Raw genomic sequence first — 26,737 nt, forward strand, 5'->3', positions numbered from 1 at the left:
CGGCGACGGTCCTGCGCAATATCGCGCCGCGTCCGCCGACTGGGCGTTTACCCGTGGCGCCAGCGAGCAGGTCCGTCATGTGGGCGATGCGTCGCTGGTGCTCCGCCAAATCATCGCAACGAGCCAGAACGAGAACAGCTGGACGATCTCGGCCACGGTGGCGTCGCATTGCACCCGGGCCTTGCGGGTGAGCGGGTGCTCCGGTTCGATGGTGCCGACCACGGTGTCGCCGAGCAGCAGGTGATAGTCCCGGACCAGCAAGGTCTGCGGCTTGAGGAGCAAGACGGCCCTGGGGTGGGTCAGGTCGAACGAGCGACCCAGCATGCCGCGCCTCTTCGCGATGGCGACGGTGTTGCCGTCTCGCTCCAGGGTCCAACTCGCATCGAGCCAGCCCTGCTTTCGAATGTCGAACCTGACCCCGTCGATTGCGATGGCGCCTCGATCGGAGAGCGCCTCGAATGTCAGCTCGGCGGTGCCGAGTTGGAGGCCGGATACCGAATAGTTCCAGGAGAAAACCGAGTGCGGCGTGCATTCCAGCATCGGGATCGGCCTCGGCGCTGCGGGGAGATCAGACTATCGCGTTGAAGGCGGGGCCGCTATCCGCCGCAGCCCTGAGTCAGCGCGCAGCGTCCACGCGCCGCTTGGGTTCTTGCCGGGGAGACGGGGCTTTAAGTTGCCCACGAAGTTGTAGGCGCCGCCACGGCTCCGGGCTTTGGCGAATCGGCACGGCCATCCGCCCGATGTTCGGCTAGGCCCACCGGCGCAGGCCGCGCCAGTACATCGCCAGCGTGGCGTCGTCGAGCGTCGGCGCGGCGAGATCCAGCTCCGCAAGCGCGGCTTCGGTGACGGCAAAATCGAACTGCACGCCGGAATCCCGCGGTGGCGCGGCAGCGGTGTTCGTCGATCGGGCCGCTTCGTCGATAGCCTCCTGAACCAAGGGCAGGATCGGCAAACAGACGCCTGCGGCATGGAACTCGGCGATGCGGCGCAGCCATTGCGCGTGGGCAAGCAGTTCGATCGGTTCGCCGAACGCCGTCGCATACGCCTGGAACAATCGTTCGATCGGCACCGGCCGGGTAGAGGCAAGATGAAAGATGCCGCCTGCGTGCCGATGAGCCCGGGCGAGTGCGACGATTGCCTGGGCGACGTAGTCGACCGGCAGCAGCGCGACGCCGGCTCCGTCATCGATATAGCCGGCCTTCATTATCGAGGCGCTGTGCATCAAGCGATGCAGTCCCTGCCTTTCGTCGTAGCGCCCTTGCTCGCGGTCGCCGGCGACCAGGCCCAAACGAAAAATGGTGCAGGGCAGGCCACGTTCGCCGGCCAGCGTTACCAATCGCTCCGCGACCCATTTGCTGGCCGCGTAACCTTCCGCGTGTGGATGCCGCTCGCTTTCGATCGATGTGTGTTCGTCTATTCGCGCGTTCTCGGGCCGAGGCGTCGCGCGGCTGAAGACGCCGAGCGTGGACACATGATGGAATGTCTTCGGCCGGCCCCGCATCGCCAAACGCAACAACTCGCGTACGCCGTCGACGTTCGCGGGTTTGGCGCTCGCGTAGTGTTCGAGGTGGTTCATGCTTGTTCCGTTGTGGAACACCATGCCGACCTCGGCAGTTATCCTCGCCCTGTCCCGCGCGGATAAGCCGAGCGATGGGCTGGCCAGGTCGCCCGCGCAGACGACGATGCGGGCCTCGTCTTCGGGCTTCCACAATCGCCAACGCTGCATGATCGCACGCAAGCGCAGCGTAGCCTCGGGCTCGTCTGCGCCGCGAACCAGGCAGAACACCGTCGAGGACGTGCTGTCGAGCAACTGGCGAAGCAGGAAGCGGCCGATGAATCCGGTCGCTCCGGTCAACAGGATCGCGGCATCCGTCGCGTCCGTCGGCTGTGCGGTTAGCCACTCGGGCGCGGCGGGAAAATCGTCGCCCAGCGACCCATCGGGTTGCAACGACACAACGCGCTCGCGGCCGTCGTCGCCGTAACGGATGCGTTCGGCCTGCCTGGCCAGCGTTGGCGCTGCGAATACATCGCCGGTGCGCATCTGGCAGCCGAGCTCGGCGGAGATCCGTCGCGCCAGTTGCATCGCCAGCAGCGACTGTCCGCCGAGGTCGAAGAAGTTCGCGTCGGCGCTGATGGAGGCGGACGGTAGCTTGAGCACCGCCGCCCAGACTTCGGCGAGCGCGCGTTCGAACGCATCGCGCGGCGCGATGTGGACCGTGCCGGCTGCGCCGGCGGCCAGTTCGGGTCTCGGCAGCGCCTTGGCATCGAGCTTGCCGTTGCCGGTCAGCGGCAGCTGCGCCAGCTCCATCGTCGCCTGCGGCAGCATGTACTCGGGCAGCGCGCGACGCAGTCCTTCGCGCAGTTCGGCCAGGAACTCGGCCTGCGGCTGCGCGCGCGCATCCTCGTGGCGCACCACCCAGGCCAGCAGGCGGCGCTCGGCGCCGTCGCCGTGCGCCAGCACCGCGGCGTCGCGCACGCCGGCGTGTTCGCGCAGGCGGTTCTCGATCTCGCCCAGTTCGATGCGGAAGCCGCGCAGCTTGATCTGGCGGTCGCGGCGGCCGATGAATTCGATCCGGCCGTCGTCCAGCCAGCGGCCGTGGTCGCCGGTTCGGTAGACCCGCTCGCCCGCGCGCCAGGGATCGTCCAGGAACTGCTGCGCGGTCAGCTCGGGCCGGTTGACGTAGCCCTGGGCCACGCCGGCGCCGCCGATCCAGATTTCGCCGAGCAAACCCGGCGCGCACAGCTGACCGGCGGCATCGACGACGTACATCGTGGTGTTCGATATCGGCCGGCCGATCGACAGCCGCCCGGCCGCCAGTTCGGCGTCGTCGGCGGCGGGCATCCAGGCCGAGGACAGCACCGTGGTCTCGGTCGGGCCGTAGGCGTTGACGTAGCGGCAGCGCGCGCTCCACGCGCGCGCCAGCTCGACGGTCGGCGCCGAACCGGCGGTGAGGATGCTCAGGTTCGCCGGCACCTGCGCGGGATCGATCTGCTGCAGGTACGGCGGCGGGAACGCGGCGAAGGCGATGGCGTGTTCGCCCAGGTACGCGGCCAGCGCGCGCGGTTCCTGGATCAGTGCGTCCGACAGCAGGTGCAGGGTCGCGCCGGCCAGCAGCGCGCCGAAGATCTCGCCGATGGACGCGTCGAAGGTGTGCGGGGCGAACTGGGTGAAGCCCTGGCCGCGGCCGTACAACCCGGCGCCGCCGAGCCACAGGCTGAAGTTGACCAGGTTGCGGTGGCTCAGCGCGACGCCCTTCGGCGTGCCGGTGGTGCCGGAGGTGTAGATCAGATAGGCGGTGGACTCGCTGCTTTGCGGTTCGGCGTCTTGAAGCGCTTCGACGTCGGCGCTGCTGTCCGTCGCCGCCGCATCGATCTCGTCCAGGCACAACGCGCTCAAGCCGCTGCCGTCGGCCAGCGCCGCGTGCGCGCGCACGGTCAGCAAGCGGCCGATGCCCGCGTCGCCGGCGATGAACGCCAGGCGCTCGGGCGGACAATCCAGCGCCACCGGCACGTAGGCCGCGCCGGCGCGCATGATCGCCAAGATCGCCGCGATCAGTTCCGGTTCCTTCGGCAACGCCAGCGCGACCCGGTCGCCCGGGCGCACGCCGCCGCGGCGCAGCCACGCCGCGACCTCGGCGACCCGCGCCGACAGCCGGTTCCAGCTCCAGCGCTCGCCGCCGCAGACGATCGCATCGCCGTCGCCGAGCGCCTCGGCCTGCTGCTGGAACAGCTCGTGCGCGCATGCGTGCAGCGGGTAATCGACCTCGCTGCGGTTCCACTCGCGCACCGCGCGCTCGCGCTCGTCCGCGCTCAGCGGCGACAGCTGGCCCACGCGCTGGTCGAAGCCGTGGGCGAAACCGGCCAGCAGGTGGCCGAGGCGGTCGAGCATCGCGCGCGCGGCCGCGTCGCCGAACTGGCGGCTCTGGTAGGCCAGCTTGAGGGTCAGGCGCGAACCCGGGTAGACGATCAGGTTCAGCGGGAAATCGCTGCGCTCCACCCCGCGTGCGTCGAGCACGCGCAGTTGCTCGCCGTCCATGCTCGGCAGGCTGCGGTCGAGCGGGAAGTTCTCCACCACCACCAGCGCGTTGAACAGCGCCTGGCCGGCGCGCGCGCCGCAGGCGCGCTGGATCGCCGCCAGCGGCAGGAAGCCGTGGTCGCCGTGGTCGAGCTGCATCGACTGCACCTGGCGCAGCCACGCAGACAGCGTCTGCGCCGGATCGATGCGCAGGCGCAGCGGCAGCGAGTTGATGAACAAGCCGACCATGCGCTCGATCCCGTCGAGCTCGGGCGGACGGCCGCTGGTGGTGTAGCCGAACAGCACCTCCTCTTCGGCGCTGTACTTGCTTTGCAGCAGGCCCCACGCGGCCAGGATCGCGGTGCCCAGGCTGACGCCTTCGTGCTTGAGCGCGCGGTCGAGCTGCGCGGTCAGCGCGACCGGCAGCTCCAGCACGTGCGCGCGCTGCTCGCTTGGGCCGGTGGCGTCGGTATCGGCGTCGTCGTCCAGGCGCGCGCTCAGCGCGGCGCTGGCGGCCAGCGGCAGGCCGTCGAGGTAGCGTTGCCAGTAATCGGCGGCGGCCTGATGGTCGCGCGATTCCAGCCACGCGATGTAGTCGCGGTACGGCGGCGGCGCTGCGTCTTCGTTGTGGCCGGCGTAGACCTGGAACAGCTCCTGCGCCAACAACCCCATCGACCAGCCGTCGATCAGCGCATGGTGGTGGGTCCAGGCCAGGCAATGGCGGCGCGCGTCCAGCCGCGCCAGCAGCACCCGCATCGGCGGCGCCTCGCCGAGCGCGAACGCGCGCCGGCGTTCGTCGTCGAGCGCGCGTTCGAGTTCGGCATTGCGCTGGTCTTCGGCCAGTGCGCTCAGGTCGATCTCGCGCCACGGCAGCGCGACCTCGCGCATCACCGCCTGCAGCAGGCGCTCGCCGCCGCGGTCGAGGAAGGCGGTGCGCAGCACCGGGTGGCGCCGCACCAACTCGACCCAGGCCGCGCGCAGGCGCTGCGGATCGGCGCCGTCCAACGTCAGCCGCAGCTGGGTCAGGTACACGCCGTCGGGGTTGGCGCCGTCGCTCATCAGCAACAGGCCCTGCTGCATGCCGGTGCACGGGTACAGGTCCTGCAACGCCGGGTAGTGGCGGCGCAGATCCTGCAACTCGGCCGGGGTGCAGTCGGCCAGCGACCACGCCGATTCGGACGTGCCGTCGTCCTCCGCGCCGACGTCCACGCCGGCGCCTGGGCCGCCTTCGTCGTCGGCGATTTCGGCCAGCGCGCGCTCCAGCTGCGCGGCCAGCGCGGCGACGCTCGCAGCCTGGAACTGGCGTTCGCTGTAGTCGATGCGCAAGGTCAGCGCGCCGTGTTCGACGCCGCCTTCGACGCCGAGCGCGTGGCTGCGGCGGCGACGCGCGCCGATGCGGCTGCCGCCGCGATCCGGATCGAACGCGCCGAGGTAGTTGAACAGCACCTGCGACTCGCGGCCCTCGCGCGCCTGCTCCAGATCCTCGTCGCGGGCCAGTTCGTTCAACACCCCGAAGCCGATGCCGGCGTGCGGCACCGCCGCCAGCGCCGCGCCGGCGGCGCGCAGCTGGCCGCGCAGGTCGTCGCGCAAGCGCTCCAGGCGCAGCGGATACAACGCGGTGAACCAGCCCACGGTCTGGCTCAGGTCGACGCCGTCGAAGCCCGGCACGTCGCTCAGATCCGGGCGGCCGTGGCTTTCCAGATCGATGCGGATCGCATCCACCGATTGCCACTGGCCCAGCGCGCGGCCGAGCGCGGCGGTCAGCAGCTCGTGGATGCGCAGGCCGTGGCGCGACGTGGCCTGGTCGAGCAGGCGCCGGGTCAATGCCGACGGCAGGCGCAGCTCGTGCTGGCGGCTGCTCGACTGCGCCGGCGCTTCGTCGTCGCCGTCGAAGGCCAACGCGCCAGCGGGCGCGCTCAGCTGCGCCAGCCAATAGCGCTTCTCGGCGTCGAGCTCGCCGCTGTAAGCGTAATCGTGCAGGCGCGCGGCCCAGTCCTGATACCCGGTCGCGCCCTTGCGCGCCAGCCGTACCGCTTCGCCGCGGCCGAGCTGGTCGAGCGCAGTGGCGAGGTCTTCGGCCAACACCCGCCACGACACCACGTCCACCACCAAGTGATGCATGACCCACAGCAGCCGCGAGCCGTTGGCGTCGCGCAACCACAGCCAGCGCAGCAGCCGGCCTTGCTTGATGTCGAGCTCGGCCATCGCCGCGTCGACCTGGGCGTGGATGTGCTCGCGCGCGGTCGCCGGCGCCTGCGCGGCGTCGCCGTCGATCTCGACGATGGCGTCGTCCCAGGCCTCGGCCGACAAGGCCTCGGCGCGGTACTGCGCCATCCAGCCGCCGGCGCTTTCGCGGAACTTCAGCCGCAGCGCGTCGTGGCGGGCGACGAGAGCCAGCAACGCCGCCTGCAATTGCGCGCGGCCGATGCCGTCGGCCAGCGGCACGTCGGCGTATTGCACGTAGCGGCTGTGTTCGGTGCGGTCGCGCTGCAGAAAACGCCACTGGATCGGAAGAAGGCGCTGTTCGCCGGTGGCTGCCGTCGTCGCATCGATGCAAGCACGACGATGTTCGCGATCCGCTCCAAGCGAACTCCGCACGGAGCTTTGCGTTGTCGCCTGCGCGAGTGCGTCGTCCATGTTCTCGCTGCGAGCGACATTGCATTGCGCGCCATCCGGCGCGCGGGGCGTGAGGCTTACCATGACAGCTCCATTGTCATTAGATTGAAGCCTTCGATCGCTTCGGCGTCACGACGAAGTCGTCTGCTCGATCGGACTCTAGATCGAAGACACTTCCGACTTATTACATGGGAAATCATGGCGCTGAATATCGCCGGCCCCCGCCTTGCGCGGGAACTGTGAAAAACTTCGCCTTTCGCCCGTGCGATGCCTCACTTTCGTCTGCGTCGGCGCTATCGGTCGGCGGCAAGCGCGCTCGCCGGCGTTCGCTGAAAGAAAAGCGGCGTTTTCTCGCGGACGCACCGACCCGCTTGCAGGCGACGCCTGCGAGTAAATGGACGAAGCGCAGCGGCATCGGGCTGAGCGCGATGCACTCGATCTTTGAAACCGCCCTCGGGTTTTGCAGGCGGTCGCCGGCGGTTTAACCCGCGCGCCTCGCTCGGCGCAGCTCAGCCCTGCTTGACGAGCGTGCGTCGGCCTATCGAATTGGTCTTGCGCGCGGTCGGCTTTGCGAGGCCGGGAATCAGGAAATCGGTGGCGCTGCGTCCATGCTTGGTTTTCTGCGCCAGCCAGCGCGGCATCCGGCCCCGGCCCGACCAGGTATTGCGCTTGTTGTCGGGATCGCGATATTTGGCCGCCACCTTGCTCGGCTTGCGCCGCGGGCTGCGCTTCTTGGCGGCGATCTCGGCGACGGGCTGGTCGCCAAAGAGTTCTTCGATCGTATAACCGTGTTGGGCGGCCAGCGCGGCGGCCTTGCGGCGCACTAGCGCGGGCGAGCGGCGCTTGGCCAGCAGTTGCTTGCGCTGCTCCGCGGCGCTCAGCAGGGCGGTCAGTTCGCGCAGGCCGAGCTTTTCGATATCGATATTCATCCGCCAAGGGTCCGGCCATGCCTATCGGGCTGTCAAGCGACGCCGCCGCCGGCCCGCGGGGCGCGTTCGCGCCGGAGCGGCGGTCGCCGCTCGTCGGCGGCAAGAATGGGTGGGTCTTTGGGGCGGGTTTAAATCGCGCCGGATGCCGGCGAACGAGGCGTCGCAATCGAAAGCCGGCCGGGGGCGAACCTGTGAACCGGCGGCCGGCCGCGCCGGAGAATCCGTTCTCGCGAAACGAACGAGCGTATTGGAACGGGGCGAGTTGAATACCCCGTCAGGCCGCTACAGATAAACACAGCGCGGCTGGCGCAGGGGATATTCGCGGCCGCGGCGGGGGCGTTACGCTCGCGACGCGCGCAGAGGCGGCTGCGGGCATTATCGAGGTTTCACCATAACGGACTCCGCCATAACGAATCAGGGGGATTCTCAATGAAACATCAGATCGCGACCGTGGCTTTGGCGCTCATCCTCGGCATGGCGACGGTATCGCCGGCGCAGGCGCAGGAAATCTGCCTGCCCGAACTGAATCCGCAAGACAGCGCGCAGAGCTGCGGCGGCGACCCGGGCGGCGGCGGTGGCGGCGGCGGTACTCCGGGTTATGTACTGCAAGGCGTCATCCAGAACGAGGGATACACCACGGAAGGCGCCGTGCCCGGAGGCAAGCGGCTCAAGATCCGCGCGTACTCGCGCCTGGCCGACGCCAGCAACGATCGCGTCGATGCCCACTACATCAACGTTCGCTGCAACGCCTACGATCCCTACGGCCCCGGCTACACCAGCGATTACGACGAAGAGAACAACGGGGCGCTGGTCGATGTGAAGTTCGCCTCGAATTCGGTGCAGGGCGAGTTCCGCACGGTCAAGGTCGTATGCACGCATCACGCGCGCTTCGGTTTCCTTACCTACGATACGACCAGCAGCGCGGAGATCGTCGTGCCGCACTGATCGTCCTGCGCGCGCGCTTCCAAGGCCCCGGAAACGGGGCCTTTTTGTTGTAACTGTCGATGGCTCGATCCCGGCGCGATCTGTCCGCGCGACTTCGCAGGTCGCGCGTTGCCGGCCGGAACGCCAGCGCGGTTCGCGGATTATTCTCGCGCCGCGTCCGATCCGGGTTCGCGGCCGCCGCCGCTGGAATCGGGACAGGCCGCGCCTGGCGCGTCGGACGGCGATGCGGGATTCGGCAGTATCCATGCGCGTTTGCCGGTGTCGTCGTAGACCACGCGCAAGCGCCGCAGGATTCCCAAACCGATATCGGCGGTGCCCGCTTCCATGAAACGGACCCCGGGGCGCTCCAGCCGCAGCGGCCCGACGCACAGCGAGCCTTGCAGCCGCGCCGAGAAAATCGGCTGGCGCATCGAGCACGACCGAGGGCAACCTGTCCGCCTGGGACGGCAGCGCCGTCCCGGCCGGAGCGTTGTCGTCCGAGCGCGGCGTCAGCACGAGGCGGCTGCCAGGCCCGTCCATCTCGACGAAATGCCCGGGAAAGCTGTTCGGACCGATGATGCCGATCCCGTCGGGCTGGTCGTAGGCGAGCGCGGTCGCGCGCGCGTCGGCGATGGCGACGCCGCCCAGGCGTGCGTCCTTGATGAAGGTGTCGTGGCCCGGCACCGGCTTGCCGATGCCGCCTTCGACCGAGGGCGAGGGGCCGGTATCGGGCAGGCCCGGCGCGGCGGCTGCGGCGCGCCGCGTCAACAGGCCGAAAGCCACATCGTCGGCGCGCGCGCAGCGGTTACGATCCGGGCATGAGCTTGCGCCGTTATCTGCAACTGGACGTGTTCGCCCACCGCATCGGCGCCGGCAATCCGCTGGCGGTGGTGTTCGACGCGCAGGGGCTGGACGATGCGGCGATGCAGTCCTTCGCCGCGTGGATGCATTTGCCGGAAACGGTGTTCCTGCTGCCGCCGGGACCCGGCGCGGATTATCGCGCGCGCATCTTCACCCCGACCCGCGAACTCGACTTCGCCGGCCATCCCAGCGTCGGCGCGGCCTGGGCCGTGCTCGACGCGGGCCGGGTCGCGCCGCACCGCGATGCCTTGGTGCAGGAATGCGCGGCCGGGCAATTGCCGGTGCGGATCGTGCACGACGCGACCGGGCCGCGGGTGTCGGTGCGCACGCCGCGCGCGCGGCGGATCGAGCGCGCCGGCGAAGACGATGCCGCGCGCCTGGACGCGGCTTTGCGCGGCCTGGCGTTGGCCGATCGCGCGACCGGCGCGCTGGCGCCGGCGCTGTGGGACAACGGCGTGCGCTGGTGGCTGGCCGAAGCCGGCGACGCGCGCGCGCTGCGCGAATGGCGGCCCGATCCCGCGGTGCTCGCCGCGATCGCCGAACTCGGCGGCGATGCGCTGGGACTGGCCGTGTTCGCCGCCGGCGATGTGCCCGGTTGCGCGCGCACCGTGCGCGCGTTCTGCCCCGGCGACGGTTTCGCCGAAGACCCGGTGACCGGCAGCGCCAACGCCGCCATCGCCAGCGCCCTGCTCGAGGCCGGGCGGTTGCGGGCCGGCGAGGGCTATTGCGCCAGCCAGGGCCGCGAGGTCGGGCGCGACGGACGGGTGGAACTGCGCGTCGACGAGGACGCCGCGGTCTGGGTCGGCGGACGGGTGCAGGCGGTGATTCGCGGCAGCGTGGAGTGGTGAGCGCGCGAACTGCCAATTTGGACTTGCATGATGCGCGCGTCGCTGTTTACGTAAAAACGCCTGGATATGTCCAAATTTGGATAAATCGGCACGGGATTTGAGCCCAAGCCGGGCCATTGCCTCGTGCAAGCCCGTCGGTCGAGGGCATCGCCCGGGGTAGCGCGCGAGGCTGGACGGCGGGGCCGGATTAATCGACTTCGTCACAATTTCAGGTTGCGATTTCGGGCGTCGCCTGGTCGATAGCCGCTCCGGCGCAAAACATTTTGAGACGGGCCTGTCCGCTGCTTGCCGGAGGACGCGTTTCTGCCCGCCGCAATGAACCAAAATCACTGTTTCTCACCAGAAATGCCGGCTATCGGAAATCTTCCGAGGCCTCATCGCTGCGGGCGTTTTCGTCACGCGCCCTTAACGATAAACAGGCGCAGCCTGTCCGCGATACACACGAGATCCGCACCTCGAAAGTGTGTTATCGGCGCTCAGCCGGTGTCGCCCCCGCGGACGCAGGCCTAGCGGTCCAACCTCAGGCACGAGCAGCGCAAGGCTGCATTCGGAGGACGTGATGGACACCTGTGGCATTCGCAAGGCCCTTTCCTACAGCCTGCTCGCTGCGTGCATCTTGACGGTCACGGTGGCGACGACCGGGTGCTCCGGTTCGGGCGGGGTCAAATCCAGCTTCAATCCCAATCCGGGCGGCCCCGGCGGCCCTGGCGAGCCGGGCGGTCCCGGTGGTCCGGGCGAACCGGGCGGTCCTGGTGGTCCCGGTGGTCCGGGCAATCCCGGCGGCCCGGGCGATCCGGGCGGTCCCGGTAATCCGGGCGGCCCCGGCGGTCCGGGTGGTCCGGGCAATCCCGGCGGCCCCGGCAATCCGGGTGGTCCTGGCGGCCCCGGTGGCCCGGGCGGCGCCTCGGCGGGCAATCCGCTGGGCTCGATCATCACCACCACCGGCAATCTGGTCACCGGCATCGGCAGCGGCGTGAGTTCGCTCGGCGCGCAGATCCCGAACCAGGCCCTGCTCGGCGGCAACAATCCGACCACGCAAGGTCTGGCCAAGGTCGTCGACGACCTCGGCAAGACCGTCAGCGGCCTCGGCACCGCGACCAGCAGCGGCCTCGGCCAGATCGGCAACATTCCCAATCCGGTCGGCACCACCGTCGGCGGCGTCGACAACCTGGTGGTCAACGTCGGCACCACGGTCGGCGACCTCGGCGCGACCGTGGCCACCGTCGGCGCCTTCCAGGGCTCGCCGATCCAGCCGTTGACCAGCGCGGCCGGCGGCCTGGTGTCGGGCGTCGGCGGCGGGGTCAAGGACCTCGGCGGCAAGCTCGGCGGCGTGCTCGAAGGCCAGGCCGGGCAGCAGCTCACCGGCGCGGTCAGCCAGATCGTCACGCCGGTGGCGGGCCTGTTGCAGGTCAACGGCGGCACCGCCGGCGGCACCAGCGGCGGCGGCAATCTGGTCGCGAACGCCTCGCGCGGCGTCGGCGGCGTGGTCGGCGGCGTGGCCGCGGCCGGCGCCGGGCTCGGCGCGGCGATCGGCGGCGCGCCGCTCCCGGGCGGCGCGGCGGGCGTGACCAACGTGGTCGGCGGCGCGGTGACCGGTCTGAGCGGCAACATCGGCACGGTCGGCGCGGGCATCACCGCCGGGCTGGGCAATGCCGGTTCGATCGCCAACCCGGTCGGGGTGACCGCGGCCGGCGCGACCACCGCGGTGGCCGGCGTCGGCACCACGGTCGGCGGCGTCGGCACCGGACTGGCCAGCGCCGGTGGCGGCACGCCGTTGGCGCCGGTGACCGGTCTGGTCGGCGGCGCGGTGGCCGGCATCGGCAGCGGCGTGAATCAGGTCGGTACAGGCGCGACTGCGGCGGTCAACGGGCCGCTGCAGCCGGTGACTCAGGGGCTGAGCACGGTCGTCAACGGCGTGGCCGGGGCGACCGGGCTCAACAACGCGAACGGCGGCCTGCTCGGCGGCGTGGTCGGCAGCGTGGGCGCTGCCGGCGGCGACGGCGGCAAGGGCGGCCTGCTCGGCACCGGCTTGCTCGGCGGCAAGAAGGGCGCCAAGCCGTAAGCCGGCGCCGCCGCGCGGCTTGCGCTGCGGCGATGGTGCGATCGACCGCGCGGGAACGGCCATGCGCCGTTCCCGCTGCGGCGCCAAGCCCCGGATTCGCAGCGTAGATCGCAGATACAGATCGAACATCCGGATGGGACAGGCCGATGCGCGCCGGCTCCACGGCGCGCGCGCATCGGCGTCGCGGCGCCCCGCGGCGCCGCTTGCGCAACACCCGATCGCACGCAAGAACACTTGAGGGGCCGCGCATGGGCACAGGGCTTTGGGGGAAGCGCTATCCGCTCGCGCTGGCATGGGCCGCGTGTTTGTCCGCGAACCTGCCGGCTCACGCCCAGACCGTTCCGCGATTGCCGGCCACCGGCAATCCGCTGCAGACCTTGCCGCAGGCGCCGCTGCCGAAAACGCCGCCCAAGGTCGAGACCACGGTGGCGCCGCAGCAGAATCCGGCGATGGCCGCGTTCCTGGCGCTGCAACTGGTGCCGTCGCGGTTCGAGGTGTCCGGGGTCAAGTCGGTGCCGTTCGACGATGTGATCGCGCTGTTCAAGCCCTTGGCCGGCCAGCGGATCACCGTCGCCCAGCTGCTGACCGCCGCCGAGGCCTGCACCAGACTCTATCGCCAGCGCGGCTACGCGCTGTCGTTCTGCTACGTGCCCTCGCAGGACTTCGCCGACGGCGCGGTCAAGGTGGTCGCGGTGGAGGGCTATGTCGCCCAGGTCCGCGTCAACGGCAAGGTCGGCGGACTGGAGCGCAAGATCCGCGCGATCGCCCAGCGCATCGTCGACGACCGGCCGCTGCGCCAGGCGACGTTCGAACGTTATTCGCAGATCCTGGGTTTCCTGCCCGGGGCCAAGATCGGCCTCAACGTGCCGGCGCCGACCACCACCGACGGCGCGACTTCGCTGGAGATCAACGTCCAGGCCAAGCGCTACGACGCGACCTGGGCGCTGGAGTTCAACCACCCCGGCACCCAGGGCCTGGCCACGCTCAATCTCAACGCGTTGACCGCGCTGGCCGAGCAATGGAGCCTGGCGGCGCTGTATCCCGACGGGCGCGGCAACGAGCGCTTCTACAGCGCCGGCTACTCGCAACTGTTCGGCAGCGACGGCTGGATCGGCCGCGCCGAAGGTTCGCGCTACCGCGGCGTGCCGGCGACGCAGACGCCGCTGCCGGCCTTCCTCGACCATCGCGTCGAGCAGGACCGTTATGCGCTCAGCGCGCGCTATCCGCTGAAGCTGGAAGCCGAGCGCTCGCTGTTCCTGTCTTTGGGCGCGTACGCGGCCGACCAGTCCGACCGCTATCTCAACACCCTCAACGGCGCGAGCCTGGAGCAGCGATCCAAGACCCGGGTGCTGCAGGCCGGGCTCGACTACGCGCGCGCCGGCAAGGACCGCGCGCGCCAGGTCGGCGTGCAGATCGCGCGCGGGCTCGACGCCTGGGGCGCCAAGGCCGAGACCCTGACCAACATCGGCGGCGCGATCCTGCCGTCGGCCAGCGACGTGGCCTTCACCAAGTACAGCCTGGGCTATGCGCAGAGCCGCGCGTGGAAGAACCAGCGCTACCTCGCGGTGCTGCGCGCGACCGCGCAGTACAGCCGCGAGCGCCTGCCGTCCTCGGAGCAGATCAGCTTCGGCGGCAGCCGTTTCGCGCTGGCCTACGACCCGGGCGAGACCTCCGGCGACCGCGGCTGGGGCGTGGGCCTGGAGCTGAGCCGCAACTTCCAGCCGCAGCTGCGCTGGCTCAAGACGGTGTCGCCGTATTTGAGCGTGCAGCATGCGCAAGTGTCGCTGAGCGACGGGCGCCGGCCGTCGCCGAATCGATTGGGGACGGCGGCGGCGGGGGTGCGGCTGTCGGACGGCAAGCATTACAACGTGGATTTCGCTTATGCGAAGCCGACGGCGGATTTGCCGTTGGAGACGGACGATCGCAAGCCGCGATGGAATTTGAACTTTGCGTATCAGTTGCCTTGAGTTTGGGGCTGGGGCGGTTTTTGGTGAGAGGTGGGGCGGTGGGATCGAAGCTCCTGGACCAACCGAAGCGACTCGGCTCCGCCGACGATTCCTGAAGCCACGAACCGTTCAAGCCGTCGTTCCGACGAAAGTCGAAATCCATGTTGATGAAAAAACATCGCAGAACCGGCTAGGCCGCCCAGTTGCGGGTGAGTGCTTCCAAGAGGGCGCAGTACAGGAGTTGACCGAACCTGAGAAGGCCGTACAGGCTATTGGTGCTGGAGGCCAACTGTGACCAAGAGAGACCGGAAAAGCGATGACATCGAGTCGAGGATGATCCTTGTCGAAGGGGTTCTCCGTGAACTTCATCTTGGAGAAGGTCGCGAGAACCTATTGCAGAAAATCGACGGCCACTATCGAGGGAAAAGCGCTCTTGCTGGGGCGTCCGCAGGGGCTGGGGATCTGTTCGGGCAAGCCGCGAATGCGGCCATGCTGGCGATGTGCGACGGGGAGGCCGTGCAGAATTTTGCATGCCTCATTGACGGGCAAGTGGTTTGTGGCCAGTTCGCGGGAGCTCGGTTGTTGAAAGAGGGTAACTGCGTGCGGATCGCGGCAGAGCGGAATGGCGATGCGATCGTGGCGCGCGGCATCTTGGATGAAAAGCAGGGGCTGGTCTGGGTTGAGCATCCGTGGGGAGGCGCTGCAGAGATGCTCGCAAACTGGAAAATTGCCCTATGGTGCTTCGGCTTCGCGTATGTGCCCTTGACGCTTCTGAGTTGGTTTCAGGGGGCGGGAAGTTGGAGCTTTTGGGAGTTCCAACTCTTTATCGTTGCGGCTCTTGTGTTGCTTTGCGGTGGCCTCGCCCTGTGGGCGAACAAGGGCATGCGAACACTTTCTGCCCGTTCCACGGAGGTTTTTCGCCTGCTCGGTTTTTCCTCGCCAGAGAGAGTCAATCTAAACAAATATCAGGTCTCGCTCGTGGAGTCGCGAAAGCGTATGAAGCTGATTTCGGCGAAGCGGAAGGAGTTGCGCGAAGGAACCTTCACGTTGCCACCGAAGGTCCCCATTCTGAATGTGTCATCCGAGCAACTCAGAAATACACACGACTACAAGCAAGCCATTGAGGATGGCAAGCTTTCAATGGCATCGGTTGGATCATGAGATTCGCGACCTGGGAAGCCTGTTGCCCAAGGCCAACAAGCCTAGTTGTGAAGTTGGCTGGGTTCGACATAAGTAGTGGCCCGCCCTGCCGGCACTGACGCCAGGGAGGTTCATGAGGCACGTCGAATGGCGCCACGCCATGGAGCCTCGAAGGCCTGAACGCCGCGCGGCTGTCCGAGCAGGCGCGGCTCATCAAGCTGCAGCTGCCCGCATCGGCGCAGCGGAACGCCGTCGTCGTCGAGCGCTTCACCGGTACCGAAGGCATCTTTGCTGTTGCGCTTGCCTTTGCTGTCGCTACGAGTGACGACAAGCCACGATCAAGAGCTTTCGTCCGCAAGCGGCCGGGTCACTTTCTTTGTCTGAAGCCACAAAGAAAGTAACCAAAGAAAAGGCCTCGTTTTTTCGGATCAAGAGCCACTATGGCTCGCAGCAGCGCGGGGCCGCGCCATAAGGGGCATCCTGCCCCATGGCGCGCGTGCGCATCCATGCGCACGCCCTTCGGGGCTGCGGGGCGTGTGCTTTGCTTGGGGTTACGTCCAAGCGAACAGCAACAGCAACAGCAACAGCAACAGCAAAAGCGAAATGGATTCCGGCTTTCGCCGGAATGACGGTGGGTGGGCTGAGGTTCGGCACGGACATTTTTCACGGCCGCGGCTTTTGCGCCGCTCCTGCAGTCGGAAACGAAACCGGCCGCAGCTCCTGTAGGAGCGGCGCAAGCCGCGACCGCGGTAATGCAACGACGACGCAAGATCCATCGTCGCCGCTTCTGCACGGAAGGCTCGCCTATGCCGCAGCCGTACCTGCGCCGCTGCGCTTCAGGCCGTTTACCGCAAGGCGCAATCCTGCCGGCGATGGGCCGCCAGGCCCGGCGCCGTCACTCGTGATCGAGCAAATGCTGCAGCACCGCCTCGCCATAACGGTCGAGCTTGCTCGCGCCGATGCCGGGAATGCGCGACAGGTCGTCCAGGTCGTCGGGCGCTTGTTCGGCGATCGCGCGCAGGGTGCTGTCGTGGAAGATCACGTAGGCCGGCACGTTCTGTTCGCGCGCGGTGGTCGAGCGCCATTCGCGCAGGGCGTTGAAGCGCGACAGCGCCCCGGGCTCGAGGTCGGCCATCGCCGCGGCCGCCGCCGCGCCGCCGCCGCTGCCTCGGGATTTCCTGGCGCCGGCGCCGCGCGCGGGCTTGGCGGTCTCGCTGCGGAAGCGCAGGCTGCGTTCGCCGCGCAGCACCGGGCCGGCGTCGGCGGTCAGGCGCAGGGCGCCGTGGCGTTCGATGTCGGCTTCCAGCAGGCCGCCGGCGACGAGTTGGCGGAACACGCTGCTCCACTGGCGCGCGTCGAGGTCGGCGCCGATGCCGAAGGTGCTGATGTCCTCGTGGCCGAAGCGCGAGACTTTCTCGGTGGTCTGGCCGCGCAGGACGTCGATGACATGGCCGGCGCCGAAGCGCTGGCCGGTGCGGTACACGCACGACAGCGCCTTGCGCGCGGCGGTGGTGCCGTCCCAGCTCTGCGGCGGTTCCAGGCAGTTGTCGCAGTTGCCGCATTCGCCGGGATGCGGTTCGCCGAACCAGCCGAGCAGGCCCTTGCGCCGGCACTCGGTGGATTCGCAATAGCCCAGCAGCGAGTCGAGCTTGCGCAGCTCCACCCGCTTGCGTTCTTCGCCGGCTTCGCCTTGCTGGATCAGCTGGCGCAGGCTCACCACGTCGCCGAGGCCGTAGCACAGCCAGGCGTCGGCGGGTTCGCCGTCGCGGCCGGCGCGGCCGGTTTCCTGGTAGTAGCCTTCGATCGACTTGGGCAGGTCGACGTGGGCGACGAAGCGCACATCGGGCTTGTCGATGCCCATGCCGAAGGCGATGGTCGCGACCATGACCACGCCGTCTTCCTGCAGGAAGCGGCGCTGGTTGGCGGCGCGCGATTCGGCCGGCATGCCGGCGTGGTAGGCCAGGGCGTGGATGCCGGCGGCGACCAGTTGCTCGGCCACCGTCTCCACGCGCCGGCGCGAGAACGCGTAGACGATGCCGCTGTCGCCGCGATGGGAGGCGAGGAAGTCGAGCAGCTGGCGGTTGCCGTTGTCCTTGTGGACCACGCGGTAGCGCAGGTTGGGGCGGTCGAACGAGCTGACGAAGCGCTGCGCGTCTTCCAGGTTGAGCCGTTCGGCGATCTCGCGCTGGGTCGGCGCGTCGGCGGTGGCGGTCAGGGCGATGCGCGGGATGTCGGGCCAGCGCTCGTGCAGGATCGTCAGTTCGCGGTATTCGGGGCGGAAGTCGTGGCCCCATTGCGAGACGCAGTGGGCCTCGTCGATGGCGAACAGGGCGATCTTGGCGCGGTCGATCAGGTTCAGGCAGCGCGCGGTGAGCAGGCGCTCGGGCGCGACGTACAGCAGGTCGAGCTCGCCGGCCAGCAGCTCGCGCTCGATCCGCGCGGCGTCGTCGGCCGACAAGGTCGAGTTGAGGTAGGCCGCGCGCACGCCGAGCTGGCGCAGGGCCTCGACCTGGTCCTGCATCAGCGCGATCAGCGGCGAGACCACCAGGCCGCAGCCTTCGCGCACCAGCGAGGGAATCTGGTAGCACAGCGACTTGCCGCCGCCGGTCGGCATCAGCACCAGGGCGTCGCCGCCGTCGATCACGTGCTGGACGATCTGCGCCTGTTCGCCGCGGAACGCGGTATGGCCGAAGACGCGGTGGAGGATTTCGAGTGCGGGGGACGACATGGGCCTAGTTTAGCGGCGCGGCCGCGCGCGGCGGTCGGAGAATGCGCGGGGCGCGGGGTCGGACGCCGTCGCGGCGGTGGGTCGGGGGGCTGCCGGCGGCGGTTGTGGGAGGGCCTTCAGGCCCGACGCTCTTTTTTCAGGTCGCGGCGATCGGAGCGGAAGGCATCGGGCCTGAAGGCCCTCCCACAAAAGCCTCTCCCACGAAAAAGCCCCTCCCCGCCGGGCGGGAGAGGGGCTTCGGGGGAGCCGGCCTGCGCCGCGCCGGTTCCCGGGCCGGTCACTGCAGCAGCGAGCGCAGCATCCAGGCGTACTTTTCGTGGGTCTGCAGGCGCTGGGTCAGCAGGTCCTCGGTCGGCGCGTCGTCGACGTCGTCGGCCTGGTCGAGTACCTTGCGCGCGGTGCGGCACACCGCTTCGTTGCCGACCACCAGCTGGCGTACCATTTCGCGCCAGTCGGCGGCGTCGGTCAGGCCCGGTTCCTCGGGGATCGAGGACAGGCGCACGAACTCGGCGTAGGAGCCCGGGGCGTTGAAGCCCAGGGCGCGGATGCGCTCGGCGATCTCGTCCAGCGCGGTCCACTGCTCGTTGTACTGGGTTTCGAACATGACGTGCAGGCTGTTGAACATCGGCCCGGTCACGTTCCAGTGGAAGTTGTGGGTCTTCAGGTACAGGGTGTAGCTGTCGGCCAGGAAGCGCGACAGGCCCTCGGCGATCTTCTTGCGATCGGCCGGCGAGATCCCGATATCGATCGAGGGGCCGCGGTCGCTCGGGCCCGGCGAGGCCGCCGGGTTCACCGGCGCCTCGGCGCCGCTCTTGCCCTTGCCGGGCTTGGTCTTGTCGGACTTGTTGGACTTGGCCATGTGCGACTCCTTCATTGGGGGAGGTGGTTCCGGCGATCCGGACCGTTCCTGGATGGGGTCCGGACTTTGTGGCGACAATAGGCGCAGTCGCCGCGGAAGTGAAATGGTTTGTTTTTAGCGCTGCAATGCAGGCGATCTATCGATGAGTACCAGCCAATCCCCACAGTCTAGGCAGGCCGATGCGAGCGCTGCGTTACGGCAGGCGCGCCGCGCCATCGACGGCGCGCTGAGCCGCGACCGCGGCCGCCTGCACGGGCTGTGGTCGCGCTGGAGCGGCAAGCCCGCCGACGCGGCCGCGCAGGAGGCCTTCGCCAAGGCGCTGGCGGCCTCGGTCGCGCAGCGCCAGGCGCGCGCGGCGGCGTTGCCGCACGCGCCGGTGGATCCGGCTTTGCCGATCGCGGCCGAAGCCGAGCGCATCGTCGAGCTGATCCGCAAGCATCCGGTGGTGGTGATCGCCGGCGAGACCGGCTCGGGCAAGACCACCCAGCTGCCCAAGCTGTGCCTGGCCGCCGGCCGCGGCGCCGCCGGCCTGATCGGCTGCACCCAGCCGCGCCGCATCGCCGCGCGCGCAGTGGCGCGGCGCGTGGCCGAGGAACTGAGCACCGAGCTCGGCGGCGCGGTCGGCTATCAGGTGCGCTTCAACGAGAACGTCGGCGAGCGCACCGCGGTCAAGTTCATGACCGACGGCATCCTGCTGGCCGAGATCCAGTCCGATCGCTTCCTGTCGGCCTACGACACCATCCTCATCGACGAGGCGCACGAGCGCAGCCTCAACATCGACTTCCTGCTCGGTTACCTGAAACAGCTGCTGAAGAAGCGCCCGGACCTGAAGGTCATCGTGACCTCGGCGACCATCGACACCGAGCGCTTCGCAGCGCATTTCGACGGCGCGCCGGTGGTCAGCGTGGAGGGGCGCGGGTATCCGGTGAGCGTGCGCTATCGGCCGTTGGACGATGCGGGACCGGGGGTCGGGGACCCGGGACCGGCAGATCGCCGCAGCGCTTCCGGTCCCGGATCCCGGGTCCCGGGTCCCGCACTGAGCGTCAACGACGGCATCGTCGCCGCCTGCGACGAAATCAGCCGCGAAGACCCGCGCGGCGACGTGCTGATCTTCCTGTCCGGCGAACGCGAGATCCGCGACGCCCACCAGGCGTTGGAGCGGCGCAAGTACCGCGAGACCGAAGTGCTGCCGCTGTACGCGCGGCTGTCGGTGCGCGACCAGGACCGGGTGTTCAACCCGGGCCCCAAGCGCCGCATCGTGCTGGCGACCAACGTCGCCGAAACCTCGCTGACCGTGCCGCGCATCCGCTACGTGGTCGATCCGGGTCTGGCCCGGGTCAAGCGCTACAGCCCGCGCGGCAAGCTCGACCGCCTGCACATCGAGCCGATCAGCCAGGCCAGCGCCGACCAGCGCAAGGGCCGTTGCGGACGCATCAGCGAAGGCACCTGCTACCGCCTTTACAGCGAGGCCGATTTCGAATCGCGGCCGCAGTACACCGACCCGGAAATCCGCCGCGCGGCGCTGGCGGGCGTGATCCTGCGCATGCTGTCGCTGGGGCTCGGCGACATCGAAGCCTTCCCGTTCCTGGAGCCGCCCGACAGCCGCGCGATCGCCGACGGCTGGCAGCAATTGAACGAGCTCGGCGCGGTCGACGAGCAGCGCAAGCTGACCGCGACCGGGCGCACGATGGCGCGCCTGCCGGTGGACGTGAAGCTGGCGCGCATGCTGGTGGCCGCCAACCAGCACGGCTGCCTGCGCGAGATGATCGCCATCGCCGCGTTCCTGGGCATCCAGGACCCGCGCGAGCGTCCGTCCGACCAGCGCGCCGCGGCCGACAACGCGCACGCGCTGTTCGCCGATCCGCGTTCGGAATTCGTCGGCATCCTCAAGCTGTGGGACGCCTACCAGCAGGCGCACGAGGAACTGACCCAGTCCAAGCTGCGCGGCTGGTGCGAGAAGCACTTCCTCGGCTTCCTGCGCATGCGCGAATGGCGCGAGCTGCATCGCCAGCTGAAGCTGCTGTGCGTGGAGACGGGACTGGGGACCCGGGACCCGGGACCGGAAATCGCGGACTCCGCGGGTCCCGGGTCCCCGGTCCCCGGTCCCGAGGCCTACGCTCGCCTGCACCGCGCGCTGATCGCCGGCCTGCCGACCCAGATCGGTTTCCGCGGCGACAAGGGCGTCTACGACGGCCCGCGCGGGCGCAAGTACACCTTGTTCCCCGGTTCGCCGCTGGCGAAGAAGCCGCCGCCGTGGCTGCTGTCGGCGACCCTGCTCGACACCGAGCGGGTGTGGTCGATGACCAACGCCGCGATCGAGCCGGAGTGGGCGATCCAGGAGCTGCCGCACCTGCTCGCGCGCCGCCACCACGACCCGCGTTGGTCGCGTTCGCAGGGCCGGGTGGTCGGCAGCGAGCAGATCAGCCTGTTCGGGCTGGTGCTGGCGCCGAAGCGGCCGATCCACTATGGCGCGCTGTATCCCGAGGAAAGCCGGGCGATCTTCGCCCGCGACGCGCTGGTCACCGGCGAGATCAACACCCGCGCCGCGTTCCTGCCGCGCAATCTCGCCGCGCTGGCCCGAGCGCGCGAAGAGGAAGCCAAGCAGCGCCGCGCCGGGCTGGTGGTGGACGAGGAATGGATGGCGCAGTGGTACCTCGACCGCTTGCCGGCGCAGCTGCACAACGCGCAGGCGCTGGACGCCTGGTACAACAAGCTGCCGGCGAACGAGAAGGCCGCGCTGGAATGGAGCGCCGACGATCTGATGATCGGCGGCGAGAGCGAGGCCGCGCGGTTCCCGCCGTACCTGCAGCTCGGCCAGGCCCGGCTGGCGGTGGGCTATCGCTTCGAACCCGGCGCGCCCGACGACGGCATGACGTTGGCGGTGCCGTTGCACCTGCTCAACGCGCTCGACCCGGCGCAGCTGTCGTGGCTGGCGCCGGGCTTCGTCGCCGACAAGGCCGCGGCGCTGATCAAGTCGCTGCCGAAAGCGCTGCGGCGCAACTTCGTGCCGGCGCCGGATTTCGCCAAGGCGTTCTTCGAGGCCCATCCCAAGCCCGAGGCCGACGATTTCGTCGGCACGCTGGCGCGGTTCCTGCGCAAGCTCGGCGGGGTGGAGATTGCGGCGACCGATTTCGACGCCGCTTCGATCGAAGCGCATCTGCGCATGAACCTGCGCCTGCTCGAATACCCGGCCGGCGGCGACGGTCGCCGCGGCAAGGGCGAACCCAAGGGCGAGCCGGTGGTGCTGGCCGAATCGCGCGACCTCGACGAGCTGCGCGCGCGCTTCGGCGAACGCGCCGCGCGCGCGTTCGCCGCGCGCGCCGCCGACGGCCTGGGCCAGCGCGGTTTGACGACGTTCCCCGAGCAACCGATTCCGATGTCGGTGCCCGGCGCCGCCGGCGTGCCGGCATTCCCGGCGCTGCACGACGACGGCGACAGCGTGTCGCTGCGCGTGCATGCCGAGCGCGACGCGGCGCTGCGCGCGCACCCGCGCGGGGTGCGGCGCCTGCTGGCGCTGGCGCTGGTGGAAAAGCTCAAGCAGGCACGCAAGCAGTTGCCGATCCAGCCCAAGATCGGTCTGTTGTATGCGGCGATCGAATCGGCCGCGCCGCGCCAGGAGCGCGATTCGCTGCTGCGTCGGGCCCAGTCCGGCAACGCCGCCGGCCGTGCCGCGCTCGACCGTCCGCGCGACGGCGACCGGCTGCGCGAGGATCTGGTCGACGGCGCGGTGCAGTCGCTGCTCGGCGAGGACGCCGAGTTGGTGCAGGTGCGCGATGCGGCCGCGTTCGAACAACGCCGCGACGAGGTCGCGCGCAAATTGTTCCCTGAGGCGATGGAGCGCTTGCGCCAGGCCGAGGCGATCCTGGCGGCGGTGGCCGAGGTGCGCGCGCGTCTGGAATCGCCGCTGATGGGCTGGGCCAGCGGCAACCTCGACGACATGCGCGCGCAGCTGGCGCGGCTGACTCCGCCGGGCTTCCTGCGCGACGCGCCGACCGCGGTGTTGGCCGAGTACCCGCGCTATCTCAAGGCGCTGGCGACCCGCGGCGAGCGCGCACTGCGCGATCCGGTGCGCGACCAGGCGCGCATGCTCGAACTCAAGCCCTTCGTCGACGCGCTGGACGCGGCGACGGCGGCGGGCGAGGGCGGCGACGCGGGCTGGCAGGCGCTGCGCTGGGACATCGAGGAACTGCGGGTGTCGTTGTTCGCGCAGGAACTGGGCGTGCGCGGCGGTGTGTCGCCGAAGAAGCTGGCGCAACGGCTGGCGGCGTTGCGCGGTTGAACCGCGCCGTTGCCGAACAGCTGGTGTGGGAGGGCGGCTGTGGGAGGGCCTTCAGGCCCGATGCTGTTTTTTCAGGTCGCGGCGACCTGAGCGGAAAGCATCGGGCCTGAAGGCCCTCCCACAAAAAACGAAGGCGGCCCTGAGGCCGCCTTCGTCGCATACCGCCGGCCGCCGTTATGCGGCGGCGCAGCTCACTCCACCCGCCTGACCTTGGCCTTGGGCGACTGGCCCTCGACCTGCAGGTACCACGTCGAACCGACCATGCCCGGCGCGATGGTGACCTTGGGCGCGGCGAGCGGCTTGCCGAGATAGAGCGAGCCTTCGATCACGCGCCAACGCTGGCCGTTCTCCAGCTCCAGCACGGTGCCCACCGACCAGCCGCGGAAGGCGCCGTCCTTGAGCTGGGCGACCACCGGCTCGCGCGCGGCGGCTTCCTCGGGCAGGCCGCGGCGCTCGGCGCGGATCTGCTTGACCGCCTCCTGCACCTGCGCATCCTGGTCCTGCGCCAGCAACTGGTCGAGCAACTGGATCTGCTGCGGCGACAGGGTATCCAGGCCGGTGGCCTTGAGCTGCTCGGCGCTCAGGCGCTGCTGCAGCGGAACGTAGTGGCGCTCGGCGGCGTGGGCGGCGGGAGCGAGGACCGCGAACGAGACGGCGAGGGCGAGCGAGCCGGCCAGGGCCGACGGGGACAGCACGCGCATGACGGAACTCCGGAGCGAAGGGCGATGACGGAAAGCGGCGGGGACGGACGGACTCACTTGACCCGGACTACCTTGGCGCGGGTGTTGTAGCCCTGCACCGACAGGTACCAGGCGTTGCCGATCACGCTCGGCGCGATGCGCACCTGCGGCGAATCCAGCTTCACCCCCGGCAGGTCGGCGCTGTCGTCCTGGCGCCACTCCTGGCCGTTGTCGAGCACGTAGGTCTGGCCGCGCGAGAAACCCTCGAAGCGGCCGGTCATGCGCGCCACCACCGGTTCCCGCGACGGGCTCTTGTCGAAGAAGCCGCGGCGTTCGTGCGCGGTCTCTTCCTGGGCCTTGACCACGGCCTTGCTGGTCTCGGTGTCGAGGGTGCGGTTGAGCCAGGCGTTCAGGTTGGCGAGTTCCTGATCGTCGAGCTTGTTCAGGCCGGCGCTCTTGAACTGCTCGGCGCTCATCTGTTGCTGGATCTTCTGCTGCGCCAGCGCGGCCGGCGCGGCCAGGCAGGCGGTCAGGGCGAGGGCGACGGCGAGCCGGCGCGGCAGGGGGACGGCGATTGCGGACATTCGTGCGGTTCCTCGGTGCTGTTCCTCGGGACGGATGCTCGCTAGTGTAGACGCTAGCTCCTCCCGCTTCTCCACTCCCCCCACGCAGTGAACGCTTCCGCCGAGCCGCCCGAACCGCCCCTGTCCGACCTCCTGGCGCTGCCCGCGGCGGCGGCCCTGTCCGCGCCGCTGCGCGCCGGCTTGCTGGCCGCCGCGCACGCGCCGCAGGCGCGCGACGCCGCGCTGGACGCGCCGGTGGTGGTCGCCGCGACCCTGGACGCGCTGGCCCTGCTCGGCGCCGACGGCGACACCGTCGCCGCGGCGTTGCTGCACGCCTATCCGGGCTGGGCCGCGGCGCTGGGGCCGGGCTGGGAGCGCGAGCATCCGGTGCTGGCCGCGCTGCTCGACGGCCAGCGCGCCGCCGAGCAGGTCTGGGCGCTGCACGCCGAGCCCGGCCGGCGTTCGGGCAGCGAAGGCCTGCGCCGCTTGCTGCTGGCGATCGTGCGCGACCTGCGGGTGGTGCCGATCCTGCTGGCGCGGCAGCTCGCGCGGCTGCGCCACGCCGACCGGCTGCCGCCGCAGACCCGGCGCGAACTGGCCGCGCTGACCCGCGACATCCACGCGCCGCTGGCCAACCGGCTCGGCATCTGGCAGCTCAAGTGGGAACTGGAAGACCTCGCCTTCCGCCACCTGGAGCCGCAGACCTACCAGAAGATCGCGCGCCTGCTCGACGAGAAGCGCGTCGACCGCGAGCGCTACATCGAGAACGTCAAGCGCGTGCTGCGCGAGGCGATGGACGCGCAGGGAGTGACGGCCGAGGTCGCCGGCCGGCCCAAGCACATCTACAGCATCTGGAAGAAGATGCAGCGCAAGGACGTGCCGATCGGCGAGCTCTACGACCTGCGCGCGGTGCGGGTGATGGTCGACGACCTGGCCTCGTGCTACGCCGCGCTCGGCGTGGTCCATGCGCAGTGGACGCCGATCCCGAGCGAGTTCGACGACTACATCGCCCGGCCCAAGCGCAACGACTACCGCTCGCTGCACACCGCCGTGGTCGGGCCGGAAGGCAAGACCCTGGAGGTGCAGATCCGCACCCACGAGATGCACCGTCAGGCCGAGCTCGGCGTGGCCGCGCACTGGAAGTACAAGGAAGTCGGCAGCCACAGCGCCGACGCCGCGTTCGACCGCAAGATCGCCTGGATGCGCCGCCTGCTCGACACCAAGGCCGAGGGCGGCGGCGACGAGGCGCTGGCCGGCGAACTCGATACCGAACTGATCGAAGACCGCGTCTACGTGCTCACGCCCAAGGGCGAGGTGATCGATCTGCCGGCCGGGGCGACGCCGCTGGACTTCGCGTACCACGTGCACACCGAAGTCGGCCATCGCTGCCGCGGGGCCAAGGTCGACGGGCGGATCGTGCCGCTCGACCACAAGCTGCGCAGCGGCGACCGGGTCGAGATTCTGACGGCGAAGACCGGCGAGCCGCGCCGCGACTGGCTGGTGGCGGCGAACGGCTTCCTCGCCAGCAACCGCTCGCGCGAGAAGGTGCGCACCTGGTTCCACAAGCTCGACCGCTCGCGCAACGAAGCGGCCGGGCGCGAGTTGCTGGACAAGGAACTGCGCCGGCTCGGCCTGCTCGGCGCGGAACTGGCGCCGGTGCTGGAGCGCTTCAGCCTGGCCAGCGACGGCGATCTGTACGTGCAGGTCGCGCTGGGCTACCTCGGCCCGCATCAGGTCGGCCGCGCGCTGCTGGAACAAGAGCGCGCCGCCGCGGCACCGGCCGCGCCGCCGGCTTCGACCAGCCTGATGGCGGTGTCGGCGCGCAAGCCGGCCGGCAAAGCCACCGACTTCACCATCGAAGGCGTCGGCAACCTGCTGGTGCAACTGGCGCGTTGCTGCCAGCCGCTGCCGGGCGAGCCCATCGTCGGCTACCTGACGCGCGGCCGCGGCGTCAGCGTGCACCGCCCCGGCTGCGCCGCGTTCGAACGCTTGGCCGCGACCCAGCCGCAGCGGGTGCTGCCGGTGGAGTGGGGGCGCAAGGGCTCCAGCTACGAGGTCGACATCGAAGTGCTGGCGCTGGACCGCAAGTGGCTGCTCAAGGAAGTCACCAACGTCATCGCCCAGGGCAACGCGCACGTGCTCAGCATCCGCAGCGACGTCGAGCGCAACGGCTCGCAGGTGCGGCTGCGTTTCCGCCTGCGGGTCGGCGACTACGGCCAACTGTCGAACCTGCTCGGCAAACTGTCGTCCCTGCCCGGCGTGGAGTACGCGCAACGCAAATAGCGGT

17 protein-coding genes and 1 pseudogene are annotated in these 26,737 nt (G+C 69.7%); 10 read left to right on the forward strand and 8 right to left on the reverse strand.

Translation table 11 applies throughout. The features are described from left to right. Positions 1–75: 75 nt before the first annotated feature. Positions 76–540: a hypothetical protein gene (locus tag JHW41_RS05995; RefSeq protein WP_250449340.1), complete on the reverse strand. Its 465-nt coding sequence runs from the start codon at positions 538–540 to the stop codon at positions 76–78. Between the two features lie 208 nt (positions 541–748). After that, on the reverse strand, positions 749–6,568 hold the full coding sequence (locus JHW41_RS06000) for a non-ribosomal peptide synthetase (RefSeq protein WP_250450798.1): 5,820 nt from the start codon (positions 6,566–6,568) through the stop codon (positions 749–751). Here JHW41_RS06000 and JHW41_RS06005 point away from each other — a divergent pair. Beyond that, the gene (locus tag JHW41_RS06005; protein WP_250451432.1) at positions 6,485–6,874 is read left to right on the forward strand and encodes a hypothetical protein; all 390 of its coding nucleotides are present in this window, start codon (positions 6,485–6,487) and stop codon (positions 6,872–6,874) included. The two genes, JHW41_RS06000 and JHW41_RS06005, sit on opposite strands and share 84 nt — an antisense overlap. 266 nt (positions 6,875–7,140) lie before the next feature. Here JHW41_RS06005 and JHW41_RS06010 read toward each other — a convergent pair whose 3' ends face one another. Beyond that, a complete protein-coding gene (locus JHW41_RS06010) occupies positions 7,141–7,560 on the reverse strand; it encodes an H-NS family nucleoid-associated regulatory protein (protein ID WP_057948700.1) in 420 nt (139 codons plus the stop codon). Positions 7,561–7,989: 429 nt separating this feature from the next. Between JHW41_RS06010 and JHW41_RS06015 the strand changes: the two genes are divergently transcribed. Then, positions 7,990–8,505 carry a hypothetical protein gene (locus JHW41_RS06015; RefSeq protein ID WP_250449341.1) on the forward strand — a complete coding sequence of 172 codons (516 nt, stop codon included), beginning with the start codon at positions 7,990–7,992 and terminating at the stop codon, positions 8,503–8,505. Positions 8,506–8,645: 140 nt separating this feature from the next. On the opposite strand, the gene JHW41_RS06020 is transcribed toward JHW41_RS06015, so the two are convergent. Continuing rightward, positions 8,646–8,831, reverse strand: a complete 186-nt coding sequence (locus tag JHW41_RS06020; RefSeq protein ID WP_250449342.1) for a hypothetical protein — start codon at positions 8,829–8,831, stop codon at positions 8,646–8,648. On the opposite strand from JHW41_RS06020, the gene JHW41_RS06025 reads away from it, so the two are divergent. The 5 genes from JHW41_RS06025 (at position 8,830) to JHW41_RS06045 (ending at position 15,362) form a co-directional block, all read left to right on the forward strand. Further along, positions 8,830–9,306 (forward strand): hypothetical protein, encoded by a 477-nt coding sequence (locus tag JHW41_RS06025; RefSeq protein ID WP_250449343.1) that lies wholly within the window; start codon positions 8,830–8,832, stop codon positions 9,304–9,306. The two genes, JHW41_RS06020 and JHW41_RS06025, sit on opposite strands and share 2 nt — an antisense overlap. Then, positions 9,303–10,193 carry a PhzF family phenazine biosynthesis protein gene (locus JHW41_RS06030; protein WP_250449344.1) on the forward strand — a complete coding sequence of 297 codons (891 nt, stop codon included), beginning with the start codon at positions 9,303–9,305 and terminating at the stop codon, positions 10,191–10,193. Before JHW41_RS06025 ends, JHW41_RS06030 begins: the two co-directional genes overlap by 4 nt. A 559-nt stretch (positions 10,194–10,752) precedes the next feature. Continuing rightward, positions 10,753–12,255: a collagen-like triple helix repeat-containing protein gene (locus JHW41_RS06035; RefSeq protein ID WP_078999951.1), complete on the forward strand. Its 1,503-nt coding sequence runs from the start codon at positions 10,753–10,755 to the stop codon at positions 12,253–12,255. 305 nt (positions 12,256–12,560) lie between these two features. Then, entirely contained in the window at positions 12,561–14,222 is a 1,662-nt protein-coding gene (locus tag JHW41_RS06040) for a ShlB/FhaC/HecB family hemolysin secretion/activation protein (protein WP_250449345.1), read from the forward strand. Between the two features lie 312 nt (positions 14,223–14,534). Further along, positions 14,535–15,362: a hypothetical protein gene (locus JHW41_RS06045; protein ID WP_250449346.1), complete on the forward strand. Its 828-nt coding sequence runs from the start codon at positions 14,535–14,537 to the stop codon at positions 15,360–15,362. An 874-nt stretch (positions 15,363–16,236) separates the two neighbouring features. Here the strand turns inward: JHW41_RS06045 and recQ are convergent. After that, the gene (recQ, locus tag JHW41_RS06050) at positions 16,237–18,069 is read right to left on the reverse strand and encodes a DNA helicase RecQ (protein WP_250449347.1); all 1,833 of its coding nucleotides are present in this window, start codon (positions 18,067–18,069) and stop codon (positions 16,237–16,239) included. Between the two features lie 41 nt (positions 18,070–18,110). Here recQ and JHW41_RS26470 point away from each other — a divergent pair. Next, positions 18,111–18,227 (forward strand): annotated as a pseudogene (locus tag JHW41_RS26470) (DUF6053 domain-containing protein); the annotation flags it as partial. Positions 18,228–18,346: 119 nt separating this feature from the next. Here JHW41_RS26470 and JHW41_RS06055 read toward each other — a convergent pair. Further along, entirely contained in the window at positions 18,347–18,928 is a 582-nt protein-coding gene (locus JHW41_RS06055; RefSeq protein ID WP_250449348.1) for a Dps family protein, read from the reverse strand. A gap of 142 nt (positions 18,929–19,070) precedes the next feature. Between JHW41_RS06055 and hrpA the strand changes: the two genes are divergently transcribed. Next, positions 19,071–23,207, forward strand: a complete 4,137-nt coding sequence (gene hrpA, locus JHW41_RS06060; RefSeq protein ID WP_250449349.1) for an ATP-dependent RNA helicase HrpA — start codon at positions 19,071–19,073, stop codon at positions 23,205–23,207. Positions 23,208–23,398: 191 nt separating this feature from the next. On the opposite strand, the gene JHW41_RS06065 is transcribed toward hrpA, so the two are convergent. Further along, positions 23,399–23,908: a hypothetical protein gene (locus JHW41_RS06065; RefSeq protein ID WP_078999881.1), complete on the reverse strand. Its 510-nt coding sequence runs from the start codon at positions 23,906–23,908 to the stop codon at positions 23,399–23,401. Between the two features lie 53 nt (positions 23,909–23,961). Further along, complete coding sequence (locus JHW41_RS06070; protein ID WP_057948689.1) at positions 23,962–24,471, reverse strand: hypothetical protein; 510 nt, start codon at positions 24,469–24,471, stop codon at positions 23,962–23,964. 87 nt (positions 24,472–24,558) lie between these two features. Between JHW41_RS06070 and JHW41_RS06075 the strand changes: the two genes are divergently transcribed. Next, entirely contained in the window at positions 24,559–26,733 is a 2,175-nt protein-coding gene (locus JHW41_RS06075) for a RelA/SpoT family protein (RefSeq protein WP_250449350.1), read from the forward strand. Positions 26,734–26,737: the final 4 nt, after the last annotated feature.

Source organism: Lysobacter enzymogenes (genome assembly GCF_023617245.1).
In the GTDB taxonomy this organism is placed as follows: Bacteria; Pseudomonadota; Gammaproteobacteria; order Xanthomonadales; family Xanthomonadaceae; genus Lysobacter; species Lysobacter yananisis.